At 67.8% G+C, this 13,842-nt stretch carries 13 protein-coding genes; 8 read left to right on the top strand and 5 right to left on the bottom strand.

All coding sequences use genetic code 11. From position 1 onward, the window contains the following. Window positions 1-64: 64 nt before the first annotated feature. Window positions 65-400 carry a DUF4233 domain-containing protein gene (locus G6N53_RS22915; protein WP_163896268.1) on the top strand — a complete coding sequence of 112 codons (336 nt, stop codon included), beginning with the start codon at window positions 65-67 and terminating at the stop codon, window positions 398-400. Between the two features lie 45 nt (window positions 401-445). Here the strand turns inward: G6N53_RS22915 and G6N53_RS22910 are convergent, their stop codons facing one another. After that, window positions 446-1,207 (bottom strand): MerR family transcriptional regulator, encoded by a 762-nt coding sequence (locus tag G6N53_RS22910; RefSeq protein WP_163896267.1) that lies wholly within the window; start codon window positions 1,205-1,207, stop codon window positions 446-448. Window positions 1,208-1,336: 129 nt separating this feature from the next. Here G6N53_RS22910 and ndk point away from each other — a divergent pair, with 129 nt between their 5' ends. The 6 genes from ndk (at window position 1,337) to proB (ending at window position 8,482) form a co-directional block, all read left to right on the top strand. Beyond that, complete coding sequence (gene ndk, locus G6N53_RS22905; protein ID WP_159234901.1) at window positions 1,337-1,747, top strand: nucleoside-diphosphate kinase; 411 nt, start codon at window positions 1,337-1,339, stop codon at window positions 1,745-1,747. Between the two features lie 322 nt (window positions 1,748-2,069). After that, window positions 2,070-5,018 carry a ribonuclease E gene (gene rne, locus G6N53_RS22900; RefSeq protein WP_163892569.1) on the top strand — a complete coding sequence of 983 codons (2,949 nt, stop codon included), beginning with the start codon at window positions 2,070-2,072 and terminating at the stop codon, window positions 5,016-5,018. 189 nt (window positions 5,019-5,207) lie between these two features. Continuing rightward, window positions 5,208-5,531, top strand: coding sequence for a 50S ribosomal protein L21 (gene rplU, locus G6N53_RS22895; protein ID WP_163892566.1), 324 nt, complete (start codon window positions 5,208-5,210; stop codon window positions 5,529-5,531). Between the two features lie 17 nt (window positions 5,532-5,548). Further along, window positions 5,549-5,815, top strand: a complete 267-nt coding sequence (gene rpmA / locus G6N53_RS22890; RefSeq protein ID WP_163892564.1) for a 50S ribosomal protein L27 — start codon at window positions 5,549-5,551, stop codon at window positions 5,813-5,815. Between the two features lie 89 nt (window positions 5,816-5,904). Then, a complete protein-coding gene (obgE, locus tag G6N53_RS22885; protein WP_163892561.1) occupies window positions 5,905-7,350 on the top strand; it encodes a GTPase ObgE in 1,446 nt (481 codons plus the stop codon). Then, a complete protein-coding gene (gene proB, locus G6N53_RS22880) occupies window positions 7,343-8,482 on the top strand; it encodes a glutamate 5-kinase (RefSeq protein ID WP_237166616.1) in 1,140 nt (379 codons plus the stop codon). Before obgE ends, proB begins: the two co-directional genes overlap by 8 nt. Here the strand turns inward: proB and G6N53_RS22875 are convergent. Both G6N53_RS22875 and G6N53_RS22870 read right to left on the bottom strand, forming a co-directional pair. After that, window positions 8,426-9,313, bottom strand: coding sequence for an NAD-dependent protein deacetylase (locus tag G6N53_RS22875; protein ID WP_163892554.1), 888 nt, complete (start codon window positions 9,311-9,313; stop codon window positions 8,426-8,428). The two genes, proB and G6N53_RS22875, sit on opposite strands and share 57 nt — an antisense overlap. Before the next feature lie 18 nt (window positions 9,314-9,331). Then, on the bottom strand, window positions 9,332-9,862 hold the full coding sequence (locus tag G6N53_RS22870) for an Hsp20/alpha crystallin family protein (RefSeq protein WP_163892551.1): 531 nt from the start codon (window positions 9,860-9,862) through the stop codon (window positions 9,332-9,334). A 142-nt stretch (window positions 9,863-10,004) separates the two neighbouring features. On the opposite strand from G6N53_RS22870, the gene G6N53_RS22865 reads away from it, so the two are divergent. Beyond that, window positions 10,005-12,056: an NAD(+) synthase gene (locus tag G6N53_RS22865; RefSeq protein ID WP_163892548.1), complete on the top strand. Its 2,052-nt coding sequence runs from the start codon at window positions 10,005-10,007 to the stop codon at window positions 12,054-12,056. 81 nt (window positions 12,057-12,137) lie between these two features. Here the strand turns inward: G6N53_RS22865 and G6N53_RS22860 are convergent, their stop codons facing one another. Continuing rightward, window positions 12,138-12,959 carry an enoyl-CoA hydratase/isomerase family protein gene (locus G6N53_RS22860; RefSeq protein WP_163892545.1) on the bottom strand — a complete coding sequence of 274 codons (822 nt, stop codon included), beginning with the start codon at window positions 12,957-12,959 and terminating at the stop codon, window positions 12,138-12,140. Beyond that, on the bottom strand, window positions 12,956-13,822 hold the full coding sequence (locus G6N53_RS22855; protein ID WP_237166615.1) for a PfkB family carbohydrate kinase: 867 nt from the start codon (window positions 13,820-13,822) through the stop codon (window positions 12,956-12,958). The genes G6N53_RS22860 and G6N53_RS22855 overlap by 4 nt, the downstream gene beginning before the upstream one ends. Window positions 13,823-13,842: the final 20 nt, after the last annotated feature.

Here is a 13,842-nt window from a genome sequence, read left to right as displayed (position 1 = left end):
GCCGCCAGACCCCACCGCTGTCGGCCAGGGGGCCCCGGACCCGTGGAAGAGCTTCCGCGGGATCATGGCCGGGGTCCTGATCCTCGAGGCCATCGTCGTGCTGCTGGCATTACCCGTGGTGAGCGCCGTCGGGGGCGGGTTGTCGACCGGCTCGATGGCCTACATCATCGGCTTCGCGGTGCTTCTGGTCCTGATGTCCGGTGTCCAGGGCCGCTCCTGGGCGATCTGGGCCAATCTCGGAGTGCAGGTACCGCTGATCGGCGGGTGGCTGATCTACCCGGGGCTGGGCTTCATCGGGCTGCTGTTCGCGGTGGTCTGGCTGCTGCTCGTCTACCTGCGGGCAGAGGTGCTGCGCCGACAGAAGCGTGGTCTCCTCCCCGGGCAGCAACCACCCGGCTAGATCCGCAACTGCGCAGGGTCACGCCATGTGCCTTGCGCCGAAACGTCAGTGGCCACATCGGTCCGCGTTTGCGTGGATCGCCTCGCGGCAGTAGGCCGCGAGGCCGGGAAGCCCGAATGATTCGTCGTAGGTTGCGACGTATCTGGGATCGCTCACGTACATGTCCCCGAGATTGCGGTGGAAGTCCGGCGGGCAGTCGTAGAACCAGCGATTCACGTGAAGCCGGTGTTGCTCAGCCGCAGTCATCGCCTCTTCGGAGTCGGGCGGCAGTCCAGCGCGGAAGGCGTCGGACAAGGCCTTCTCGACTGCTGCTCCCTCGGCCTTGATCTGGATCCATTCGTCCTTGCCGTAGGACTTCGCCCTGCGCTGTGATTCCTTCCATTCGGCGGTCTCGCCCCACTTCTGCTCGGCCTCTGCTTGATAGTCGTCGAAACCGTGACCGAAGAGTTCGCGCATGTCGTCGTCGGTCATGGGGGTGTTCGTCATTGCCTTCTCCAATGCGTGATCGATTGCCTCGATGAGGTCCTTCATCTCATCGAGCCGTGACATGACGCGTTCGCGCTGCCGAATCAGGTGGCTGACCTCGTTGCCGTCGTCCAGCAGGCGCGCGATCTCATCAAGAGGTAACTCGAGCCTGCGGTAGACGATGACTTGGGACAGGCGCCTCAGGTCCGACGGCGTGTAAACCCGGTAACCCGCGGCGGTGCGCCGGCTGGGGGTCAGCAACCCGATGTGGTCATAGTGGTGAAGCGTCCGCACCGTGATGCCGAATCGCTCCGCGACTTCGCCCACGGTGAGTTCGTCCACCTGCGTCTCCTGCGTCACGTCGATCAGGGTGGTGCCTCACGTCGCGTGAGGGTCAAGTCCGCATGTTCGAACGTAATCGAGCGGACTCGTTCCTCGCCGCTTGATCGTCGTCCGGCTAGGCTGTCGGCCGTGACTGAGCGGACCCTCGTATTGATCAAGCCCGACGGTGTTGAGCGCCGCCTCATCGGAGAGATCCTCAGCCGAATCGAAGGCAAAGGCCTCACCATCGCAGCCCTGGAACTGAAGAACGTGAGCGACGAGCTGGCTCGTGCGCATTACGCCGAGCACGAGGGGAAGCCCTTCTTCCCGTCGCTGCTGGAGTTCATCACCTCAGGTCCGGTGGTGGCCGCGATCCTCGAAGGGCCGCGCGCGGTCGCGGCCTTCCGGCAACTGGCCGGCGGGACCGATCCCGTCGAGAAGGCCACACCCGGCACGATCCGTGGTGACCTGGGGTTGGAGACGCAGTACAACCTGGTCCACGGCTCTGATTCGCCGGATTCGGCCGTTCGTGAGATCGACCTCTGGTTCCCCGGCCGATAGGCCCGCGCGGCACGGGTTGACCGCGGATTGCGTCAGCCTCCTCGGAGCCGCTGTCGGGATGTGGGATACTGGCTGCGGGTGACCGGCTTAACAACCCGTGGTCGGCCACCCGGATGAAGACTTCGACGAGCGCGACCACCGCTACCTGCTGTGCGGCGCAGACAGTCCAGCCATCATTCAGACCGGCACCGAGATGGTTCCTCTGGGGATCGCTCGGGGCGAGACCATAACAAGTTCGGGAGTAGTTAAGCCCGGACACAAAAACGAAGCCCTCGCGTGGCCGCGTCAGAACCCGACGCGCCCGGGGGCTTGAGGAGAATACGTGGCCGACAATGAGAACTTTCAAAGCCCGACCGACAACCTCCCCGCAGAGACCGAGCACAGCGCGGTCCCGACGGGTGAAGCGAAAGACGCCCCACCGCCTGAACGGCTGAGGGTCCACTCGCTGGCCAGGGTCCTGGGGACCACCAGCAAGCGCATCATCGACGCCCTGGTCGAGATGGACGGCCGGACGCGCAGCGCGCACTCCACCGTGGGCCGCGACGAAGCAGACCAGGTGCGGGAGGCCCTCGCCGAACCTGTCGCCGCCGAGGCGGCCGTGCCGGCCCCCGTCGCCGACCCGGAGCCAGAGACCGTGCCAGAGCCCGTCGCCGACGTCGAGCCGAGCGTGCCGGCCGTGGCCGAGGAGGAACCGGAGTCACGGCTGATCCTGGAGACTCCCGACTCGGACCCGGCAGAAACCGCCGATTACCTCCCGCTGTTCGTCGCTCCGCAGCCCGTGCGCTTGCGCCAGGACAGCGTCCGCGCCGATGACGACGACAACAACGACAATGACACCGACGACGACGATGACGACGAGGACGACGCCTCGGACTCCGACGACGACCAGGCCGAACGTCCGGCTGCCAAGCGTCGGCGGCGCGGACGGCGGGGCCGCGGACGCGGTCGCGGCGAGCAGAACGGCGACGACGCGACCTCCGACACCGACGGTGACGATCAGGGCGACGGCGACCAGTCCGACTCCGGTGACGAATCCGACGACGACAACGACACCGGTGACGACGACGGGTCGGGCACAGACGGCGCCAAGACCCGCAGGCGCCGACGCCGCCGGCGCAAGTCCGGCTCCGGCGACGACAACAACGGCAGCACCTCTGCCGACGATCCGCCCAACACCGTCGTGCACGAGCGTCCTCCGCGGCGCGCCAAGGGCGGCGGCGACGGTGACTCGTCGAACAACGAGATCCAGGGGATCAGCGGCTCGACCCGGTTGGAGGCCAAACGGCAACGCCGCCGGGATGGTCGCGACGCCGGCCGTCGTCGGCCTCCGATCCTGAGCGAGGCCGAGTTCCTGGCACGCCGCGAAGCCGTCGAGCGGGTGATGGTCGTGCGCGACAAGGTCCGCAGCGAACCGCCGCACGAGGGCGCCCGCTACACGCAGATCGCGGTGCTGGAGGACGGCGTGGTGGTCGAGCACTTCGTCACCTCCGCCGCCCAGACCTCGCTGGTCGGCAACATCTACCTCGGCATCGTGCAGAACGTGCTGCCGTCGATGGAAGCGGCGTTCGTCGACATCGGCCGCGGCCGCAACGGTGTGCTCTACGCCGGTGAGGTCAACTGGGAGGCCGCCGGCCTCGGCGGCGCGCAGCGCAAAATCGAACAGGCACTCAAACCGGGCGACTACGTCGTCGTCCAGGTCAGCAAGGACCCTGTCGGCCACAAAGGCGCACGGCTGACGACGCAGGTCTCGCTGGCCGGGCGCTACCTGGTCTACGTGCCCGGCGCCTCGTCCACCGGTATCAGTCGAAAGCTGCCCGACACCGAACGTCAGCGGCTCAAGGAGATCCTGCGGGAGGTGGTTCCCGCGGACGCGGGCGTGATCATCCGCACTGCCTCGGAGGGTGTCAAAGAAGAGGACATCCGCAGCGACGTCGACCGCCTGCAGGAACGGTGGAACCAGATCGACGCCAAGGCCGCCGAGACCAAGAAGAAGGCCGCCGGCGCGGCGGTGGCGCTCTACGAAGAGCCCGACGTGCTGGTCAAGGTCATCCGCGACCTGTTCAACGAAGACTTCACCGGGCTGATCGTGTCGGGTGACGATGCCTGGAAGACGATCAACGACTACGTCAACAACGTGGCACCGGAACTGGTCCCGCGGATGACGAAATACGAACCGGCGGAGTCCACGGAATCCGGGTCGGGCCCCGACGTGTTCGCGGTGCACCGCATCGACGAACAACTCGCCAAGGCGATGGACCGCAAGGTGTGGCTGCCGTCCGGCGGCACGCTGGTCATCGACCGCACCGAGGCGATGACGGTCGTCGACGTCAACACCGGCAAGTTCACCGGCTCGGGGGGCAACCTCGAGCAGACCGTGACCCGCAACAACCTGGAAGCTGCCGAGGAGATCGTGCGGCAGCTGCGGCTGCGTGACATCGGCGGCATCGTCGTCATCGACTTCATCGACATGGTGCTTGAGAACAACCGCGACCTGGTGCTGCGCAGGCTGACCGAGGCGCTGGCCCGGGACCGCACCCGCCATCAGGTCTCGGAGGTCACGTCACTCGGCCTGGTGCAGCTGACCAGGAAGCGTCTCGGAACCGGGCTGATCGAGGCGTTCTCGACGTCCTGCACCCACTGCGGCGGTCGCGGCATCGTGCTACACGGTGACCCGGTCGACTCCACGTCGTCGGCGGGGCGAAAGGCCGAGTCCGGCGGCGGACGCCGCAGCAAGCGGGGCAAGCGCGGCGCACGGGAGCAGCAGGATGTTCCGGTTGCCAAAGTGCCCGCCCACTCGCCGGGTGAGCATCCGATGTTCAAGGCGATGGCCGCCGCAAACGGCAAGCACGACGATGACGATGAGCACGACGGCGAGGTCGATGAGGCCACGGAAGCCGCCGAAGAGGTCGCCGAGCTCGAGCCCGACGCCATCCGCGAAGCCGTCAGGCACGACGACGACTCCGACGATGACTCGGACGAGGATGACTCCGACGAGGACGACTCCGACGAGGATGACTCGGATGATGACGACTCGGATGATGACGAGGACGAGATCGATCTCGATGACGACGACGAGGACTCCGACGAGGACGAGATCGACGTCATCGACGATTCGGATGACTCCGACGACTCCGACGACGACACCGACGACGATTCGGAAGAGGACTCGGAGGACTCAGATGAGCCGCGACGTGCTGTCGCCACCGCCTCAGGGGGCCGCAGCCGCAGACGAGCGGCGGCGAGACCCGCGGGTCCACCGTCGGCCGACTGAGCGGTTTGACCCTCTACCCGCTGGTCACGTACCCTTGACCAGTTGTCTCCATGGCCTGCTCACGGCCAGCGGGAGGCAGTGGGAAGTCTCGAGGCTGCGTTAGCGCACGTCCCGGGCCCCCGCACCCCAGACCCGCACGCGCACCCCCGGGTGTTGCGCGCCCGCACGCGAAGCAGAGGAAGACCATCGATGGCAGCCGAAACAGCCACGTACGCGATCGTGAAGACCGGTGGCAAGCAGTACAAGGTCGCGGCCGGTGACGTGGTCAAGGTGGAGAAGCTCGAGGTCGAGCCCGGCGCCACGGTTTCGCTGCCGGTCGCGCTGGTCGTCAACGGGTCCGAGGTGACCACCGACGCCAAGGCGCTGGAGAAGGTCGCGGTCACCGGTGAGGTGCTCGAGCACATCAAGGGCCCGAAGATCCGCATCCACAAGTTCAAGAACAAGACCGGCTATCACAAGCGCCAGGGCCACCGTCAGCCGTTGACGGTGCTCAAGGTCACCGGCATCAAGTAACGACGGAGGCGACAGACATGGCACACAAAAAGGGCGCTTCGAGCTCACGCAACGGTCGCGACTCCAACGCTCAGCGACTGGGCGTGAAGCGGTTCGGCGGGCAGGTCGTCAAGGCCGGCGAGATCCTGGTCCGGCAGCGCGGTACCCACTTCCACCCCGGTGACAATGTCGGCCGCGGTGGCGACGACACGCTGTTCGCCACGGCGCCCGGCGCCGTCGAGTTCGGCAAGAAGCGCGGTCGCAAGTTCGTCAACGTCGTCCGCGCCCCGCGCGTCGACGCGTAGTTCCCTCTTCCACCGGCGAGATCTGCGTTTTCAGAGGGGCTCTTGCGCTTCGTCTGTGAACGTAGATTTCGTGACGGAAAGGAAGTCCGATGACCCGGTTCATCGACCGCGTCGTCGTCCACGCGCGGGCAGGCAACGGCGGGAACGGCTGCGCCTCGGTCCACCGCGAGAAGTTCAAGCCGCTGGGCGGCCCTGACGGCGGGAACGGTGGGCGCGGCGGCAGCGTCGTGTTCGTGGTCGACCCCCAGGTGCACACCCTTCTGGATTTCCACTTCCATCCCCATGTCGTGGCCCCGTCAGGCAAGCAGGGCGCCGGCAGCAATCGTGACGGTGCGGCCGGTGCCGACCTCGAGGTGAAGGTCCCGGACGGGACCGTCGTCCTCGACGAGCGCGGCCGGATGCTGGCCGACCTGGTGGGCGCAGGTACCCGATTCGACGCCGCCGCCGGAGGGCGGGGCGGGCTGGGCAACGCCGCGCTGGCCTCGCGGGCGCGTAAGGCCCCCGGCTTCGCGCTGCTGGGCGAGAAGGGCGAGGTCCGCGATCTTACGCTGGAGCTCAAGACGGTCGCCGACGTCGGACTCGTCGGGTTTCCGTCGGCAGGCAAGTCGTCGCTGGTGTCGGCAATCTCCGCCGCCAAGCCGAAGATCGCCGACTATCCGTTCACGACGCTGGCGCCCAACCTGGGCGTCGTGTCGGCTGGCGAGCACACGTTCACCGTCGCTGATGTTCCCGGCCTGATCCCGGGTGCCTCCGAGGGCCGTGGCCTGGGGCTGGACTTCCTGCGCCATCTCGAACGGTGCGCGGTGCTGGTGCACGTCGTCGATTGCGCGACGATGGAACCCGGCCGCGACCCGGTCTCCGACATCGAGGCGCTGGAAGCCGAGCTCGCCGCCTACACCCCCACGCTGCAGGGGGATTCGACGCTGGGTGATCTCGCTGAGCGTCCGCGGGCCGTGGTGCTCAACAAGATCGATGTCCCCGACGCTCGTGAACTCGCCGACTTCGTCCGCGAGGAAGTCACCCGCAAGTTCGGCTGGCCGGTGTTCGAGGTGTCGGCGGTTGCCCGAGACGGCCTGCGGGCGTTGACTTTCGCCCTTTGGGAGATGGTCGCCGCGTACCGCGCCGCCCAGCCCGAGGTGGTGCCGCGCCGGCCGGTGATCCGGCCGGTCGCCGTCGACGACAGCGGTTTCACCGTCGAAGCCGACGGTACGGGCGGGTTCGTGGTGCGCGGCACCCGGCCGCAGCGGTGGGTGGCGCAGACGAACTTCGACAACGACGAGGCGGTCGGTTACCTCGGTGACCGGCTTGCACGCCTGGGTGTCGAGGACGAGTTGCTCAAACTCGGAGCCCGGCCCGGATGTGCCGTGACCATCGGCGACATGACGTTCGACTGGGAGCCGCAGACCCCGGCCGGGGTGGACATGCAGATGTCGGGCCGCGGCACCGACGTCCGGCTCGAGCAGACCGACCGCGTCTCGGCCGATGAGCGCAAGGCTGCGCGCAAGGCACGCCGAGCAGAGGGCAGCGGTGAGTGAGGACCGCGCCGACTGGGCGAACTCCGTTCACCGGGAGGCTGTCCGCTCTGCGCGTTCGGTCGTCGTCAAGATCGGCACCACTGCGCTGACCACCCCGACGGGGATGTTCGACGCGGGTCGGTTGCAGGGCCTCGCCGACGCGATCGAAATGCGGATGCGGGCCGGATCCGATGTGGTGATCGTGTCATCCGGTGCGATCGCCGCAGGGATCGAGCCGCTCGGGTTGGCCAGACGCCCAACGGATCTGGCCACCAAGCAGGCGGCAGCAAGCGTCGGACAGGTGGCCCTGGTCAATTCGTGGAGTGCGGCTTTCGGACACTACGGACGGACGGTGGGACAGGTACTGCTGACAGCGCACGACATCTCGATGCGGGTGCAGCACACCAACGCCGCACGCACTCTGGACCGGTTGCGGACGCTACACGCGGTGGGGATCGTCAACGAGAACGACACCGTGGCCACCAACGAAATCAGATTCGGTGACAACGACCGGCTTTCGGCACTGGTCGCGCACCTGGTCGGAGCGGACGCGCTGATCCTGCTGAGCGACATCGACGGCCTCTACGACGGCGACCCGCGCAAAGCGACGGAGGACCGCCCGGCGCGCTTCATTCCGGAGGTCGATGGGCCCGGGGATCTGGAAGGCGTCACAGCCGGCCGGGGCAGCCACCTCGGCACCGGCGGGATGGTGTCCAAGCTGTCCTCGGCGCTGCTGGCCGCCGACGCAGGCGTGCCGGTGCTGCTGGCAGCCGCGACCGACGCGGCGGCCGCGCTGGCCGACGCCTCGGTGGGCACCGTCTTCGCGCCGCGCTCCGAGCGCATGTCGGCGCGCCGGTTCTGGGTGCGGCACGCAGCGGAGGTCGCAGGGACATTGACGCTCGACGACGGCGCGGTCAACGCCGTGGTGCGGCAACGGCGTTCCTTGCTCGTCGCGGGCATCACGGCGCTTTCCGGGCGGTTCTACGGCGGTGACGTGGTCGAGCTGCGTGCTCAGGACTCGACGTTGGTCGCTCGGGGTGTCGTCGCCTACGACGCCACCGAACTGGGCACCATGCTGGGTCGGTCCACCTCGGACCTACCCGCCGAGCTGCGCCGGCCCGCCGTGCACGCCGACGACCTGGTGGCCGTCTGAACGGCGCGGATTTGCGGGCAGTTCGTCGGCCAACAGCGCCAGCATCGGTGAGCAGCCGTTGTCGATCTTGATCGTCGCCAGGTCGTCGCCGCGCGTGTGTCCGCGGTTGACGATCGCCACGGGTATACCGCGGGCCGCTGCGTGGCGGACGAACCGGTAGCCGGAGAAAACCGTCAGTGAAGATCCCGCCACCAGCAGTGCATCGGCGTCGTCGACCATTGAATAGGCTTGTTCGACAACGTGTTTGGGAACGTTTTCACCGAAGTAGACGATGTCGGGCTTGAGCATGCCGCCACACGCAGGGCAGTCGACGATACGGAAGTTCGTCGTGTCGCCGACCTCGGCGTCGGCGTCGGGAGCCACCCCGATGCTGCCGACGGCACGCACGCGCTCGAGGAATCCGGGGTTGGCGGCCTCGAGCAGTTCGGCCAGCACGGCCCGGGACATGGTGTGGCCGCAGTCCAGGCAGACCACCCGTACATAGGTGCCGTGCAGATCCACCACCGCGCGACTGCCGGCCTTGGTGTGCAACAGGTCCACGTTCTGGGTGATCAGCCCGGACACCACACCAGCGCGTTCGAGGGTGGCCAGCGCCCGGTGCCCGGCGTTGGGCATCCTCTGGTCCATGTGCCGCCACCCGACGTGGTTACGCGCCCAGTAGCGCCGCCGGAACACCGGGTCGGAGGTGAACTGGCGGATCGTCATCGGGTTACTGGGCGGTGAGTCCGGCCCGCGGTAGTCCGGAATCCCCGAATCGGTCGACAGGCCGGCGCCGGTCAGCACGGCGAGACGCCTGCCCTCCAGCAGCGCGACCAGTTCGGGTGCTTCCACGTCCTCGAATGTAAGTGATCAGCTTTCCTCGTCGGATACCTGCTGGTCAGAGGTGTCAAAAGCGTTCTCGTCGGTGTCGAGAGCGTCGTCGTCGTCCCCGACGGCGGACTCCTCCAGAGCGACGATCTCCACCACCTCGACGTGCTTCTGCAGCCGGTGCCGGTCCAACAGCGGCACCGAGACGGTGAGGATTCCGCGGTCGTAGGTGGCATTGACGTCGTCCTGGTCCGCACCGTCGGGCAGGGCAAGGGTCCTGGTCAGCGTTCCGTAGGTGAACTCGGCACGGCCGCAGTTCTCACCCGGGTGCGCCCGCTCGGCGGTGATCGTCAACCGGCCGTCGCACACCGTCACCTCGATGTCCTCGTCGGGGTCCACCCCGGGCAGTTCGGCGCGCACCTCGTAGGTGTCGTCGTGGAACTCGTCCTCGACGTGGATCGCCCGGGTGTCGAAAAGCGGTCGCAGTGCCGCAAACGTCGGGAGACTGTCGAGCAGGCTCGCCAGATCGGTGAGCATCGGACGCGACTGGCGTTGAGTGGCAACCTTATTCACGCGTCCAGCATGCACGTTGCAGAAGAAGTTCCCGGGTCGGGCGCGGTTCCGGCGGACGAACGACAGGCCAACAGGAGCAGGCTGCGCGGCCGCATCTGTCGGGGCCTGATTATTCGCTCGGGGTTTCGGGCAACAATGAGGCATGGATTTCTACTCGGCCTACCGGCACGGCTTCGCGCGCATCGCCGCATGCACCCACCACACCACGCTTGCTGACCCTGCCGCCAACGCCGAGTCGGTGCTGCAAATGGCCCGGGAATGCCATGACGAGGGTGTGGCCCTGGCGGTGTTTCCGGAGTTGACGATGTCCGGGTACTCGATCGAGGACATCGTGATGCAGGACGTGCTGCTCGAAGCCGTCGAACACGCATTGCTCGAGGTGATCGCCGGCTCGGCTGGGCTGCTGCCCGTCCTGGTGGTCGGGGCGCCGCTGCGGTACCGCAACCGGATCTACAACACCGCCGTCGTCATCCACCGCGGCCGGGTGCTCGGCGTGGTGCCGAAGTCCTATCTGCCGAACTATCGCGAGTTCTACGAGAAGCGTCAGTTCGCGGCAGGCGCCGACGAGCACGGCGAGATCCGGGTGGGTGACGCCGACGTGCCGTTCGGTCCGGATCTGTTGTTCGCCGCGGCCGACCTGCCCGGATTCGTGCTGCACGTGGAGATATGTGAGGACATGTTCGTCCCGGTGACACCGAGCGCCGAAGCCGCATTGGCCGGCGCCACCGTGCTCGCCAACCTGTCCGGCAGCCCGATCACGATCGGCCGCGCGGACGATCGTTGCCTGCTGGCCAGGTCGACGTCGTCCCGATGCCTGGCCGCCTACGTGTACGCCGCGGCGGGTGAGGGCGAGTCCACGACGGATCTCGCCTGGGACGGCCAGACCATGATCTGGGAGAACGGCGTCTGTCTCGCGCAGTCCGAGCGCTTCCCGAAGGGCGAGCGGCGCTCCACCGCCGACGTCGACCTGGAGTTGCTGCGCAACGAGCGGGTGCGGATGGGCAGCTTCGACGACAACCGGCGCCATCAACTGATCGACGAGGACTCCTACCGCCGCATCGAGTTTCGCCTCGACCCGCCCGGCGGCGACATCGGCCTGCTGCGTGACGTCGAGCGGCTGCCCTTCGTGCCTGCCGATCCCCAGCGACTCGAGCAGGACTGCTACGAGGCCTACAACATCCAGGTGTCCGGCCTCGAACAGCGACTGCGGGTGCTGAACTACCCGAAGGTGGTGTTGGGCCTGTCCGGCGGTCTGGACTCGACACACGCGTTGATCGTCGCCGCCAAGGCGATGGACCGCGAAGGGCGGCCGCGCAGCGACATTTTGGCGTTCACACTGCCCGGGTTCGCCACCGGTGAGCGAACGAAGAACAACGCCACCCGACTGGCCGCCGCACTGGGGGTGACCTTCGAGACCATCGACATCCGCTCGTCGGCCGAGTTGATGCTGCGCGAAATGGATCATCCGTTCTCCCGCGGCGAGAAGGTCTACGACGTCACCTTCGAGAACGTGCAGGCCGGGCTCCGCACCGACTACCTGTTCCGGCTGGCCAATCAGCGCGGCGGCATCGTCTTGGGCACCGGGGACCTTTCGGAGCTGGCGCTGGGCTGGTCGACCTACGGCGTGGGCGACCAGATGTCGCACTACAACGTCAACGGCGGTGTCCCGAAGACGTTGATCCAGCATCTGATCCGCTGGGTGATCTCCTCGGAGCAGTTCGGCAGCGCCGATGACGAGATCAACGCGGCGTTGCAGTCGGTGGTGGACACCGAGATCAGCCCGGAACTGGTGCCAGCGGGCGAGGACGAGGAGATCCAGAGCACCCAGGGCAAGATCGGCCCCTATGTGTTGCAGGACTTCTCTCTTTTCCAGGTGTTGCGCTATGGGTTCCGGCCCTCGAAAGTGGCTTTCCTGGCCTGGCACGCCTGGAGCGACCCGGAGCGCGGCAACTGGCCCCCCGGTCTACCGGAGAGTGATCGACCGGCGTACTCGCTCAAAGAGATTCGCCACTGGTTACAGGTGTTCGCCGAGCGCTTCTATTCGTTCAGCCAGTTCAAGCGCTCGGCGCTGCCGAACGGGCCCAAGGTCTCTGCCGGCGGCTCGCTGTCCCCGCGCGGTGACTGGCGGGCGCCGTCGGACATGTCCGCGCGCGCCTGGCTCGACGAGATCGAGGCCGCGATTCCCCGCGAATGAACAGTTGAGACTGCGCTGACGGCGCGATCGCCCGGCGTGTCGCCGCCCTGACCGCAGCCTCAACGGTGTGTCGGGCCCGTGCTAGAGCCGGCCTTCGATGCGCAGCTCGGGATGCACCCACTCGGGGGAGCGCCGCTCCTTGAACGCCATGAACCCTTCGATGGATTCGGGGGCGCCCAGGCTCGACTGCATGCCGATGCGGTCATAGAGGCCGATGTAGTTGTCCAGGCTCGACTTGATCACCGCTCTGGCTGCGGGCGCGGTACGCGCGCACTGGGCGAGCACCTCGCGGGCGGCGTCGTGCAGGTCCTCGTGGGCAACCACCCTTGCGACCATGCCCCAGTCGAGCGCCTCGGCCGCGGACAGCGTGCGGCCGGTGAACATCAGGTCCCGGGTCCGCACCGGGCCGATCAGCCGGGCCAGCATGTGGCTGTAGTACGTGTCGGCGATGCCACGGTAGAGCTCGGGCACCCGGAACGTCGCCCGGTCGCTGACCACCGCCATGTCGGCGCACAACGCGATCTGCAGCCCGCCGCCCTGACACAGGCCGTTCACCGCGGCCACCACCGGCTTGGCGGACTGGCGCAGGGTGTCGAACGGCAACGCGTCCATGCCGAGCGCGGAACCGAACGTCAGCCAGTTGTCCGCTCCGCCGCCGCCCATGTCGCCGCCCGGGGCGAAGACGTCACCGGTGCCGGTGAGCAGCAGCCCGGCCAGGTCCGGATCGCCGTCGACGTGTTTGACGGCGTACTTGATTCCGAAATACATCGCCGGGGTCATCGCATTGCGCGCCTCGGGCCGGTCCAGCGTGCACACCCCGAACGCGCCGTCCCGGGTGAAACGTAGGTACGGCGTCCCGAGCCAGTCGCCCTCGGGTGGCCGTGGCGGATTCGTCGTGGTCATGAAGCCTCCAAGATGTCCTCGATGGCCTCACTGTAAGGGGCACAGTCACCGGCACCGTGGACCAGCGTCGCCAGGGCGCCGGCCGCACAGGCGCGCCGCAGTGCGTGGTCGGCACCGTGCGGCCACGCTGCCGCGAGCACGCCGGCGAACACGTCGCCCGCGCCGGTGGTGTCGACCGCCTCCACCGCAGGGGCCGCGACATCGAGTCGTCGCCCGCCGGCGAGGTGGCTCGCGCCGCGTGATCCGCGGGTGATGACGAGGTGGTTCACCGGCGATGATGCGGCGGTCAGCCAGGCACCGGACTCCTCCTCGTTGACCACGACCACGTCGACCAGTTCGGCCAGCGCCGCGATGGCTTCCCGGTCCGGGGTCGGTGACGCGTTGACGATGACGACCGCTCCGGCGGCCCGGGCGACGCGGGCGGCGGCGGTGGCGGTGTCGACGGGTATCTCCAGCTGCAGCAGCACCACGTCACTGTCGGCGACGACCGACCGGGTCTTGGCCGAGTTCAGGCTCAGATGCGCATTGGCACCCGGCGCCACCACGATGCAGTTCTCGGCTGCGGCGTCGACGATGATCGCCGCGGACCCGCTGGGCCCGGGCACACGGACCACCCCTGCCAGCCCCACGCCGTTGGCGTCCAGGTGGGTGCGCAGTTGCTCGGCCGCCGGATCGGTTCCCAGGGCCGCGACGAGCGCCACGTCTGCGCCGGCCCGGGCGGCGGCCACCGCCTGATTGCCGCCCTTGCCGCCCGGCGACGTCGACAGCGCCGACGCGAGCACGGTCTGACCCGGCCGGGGGAGTTCGGTCACCGTGAACGTGAGATCGGCGTTGACACTTCCGACCACGCAGACTCGCGTCACACCCGAGACGTTAGGGAGCG

Origin of the sequence: Mycolicibacterium hippocampi (genome assembly GCF_010723735.1) — a bacterium.
GTDB lineage: Bacteria > Actinomycetota > Actinomycetes > Mycobacteriales > Mycobacteriaceae > Mycobacterium > Mycobacterium hippocampi.
This window is presented reverse-complemented; position numbering and strand designations above follow the sequence as displayed.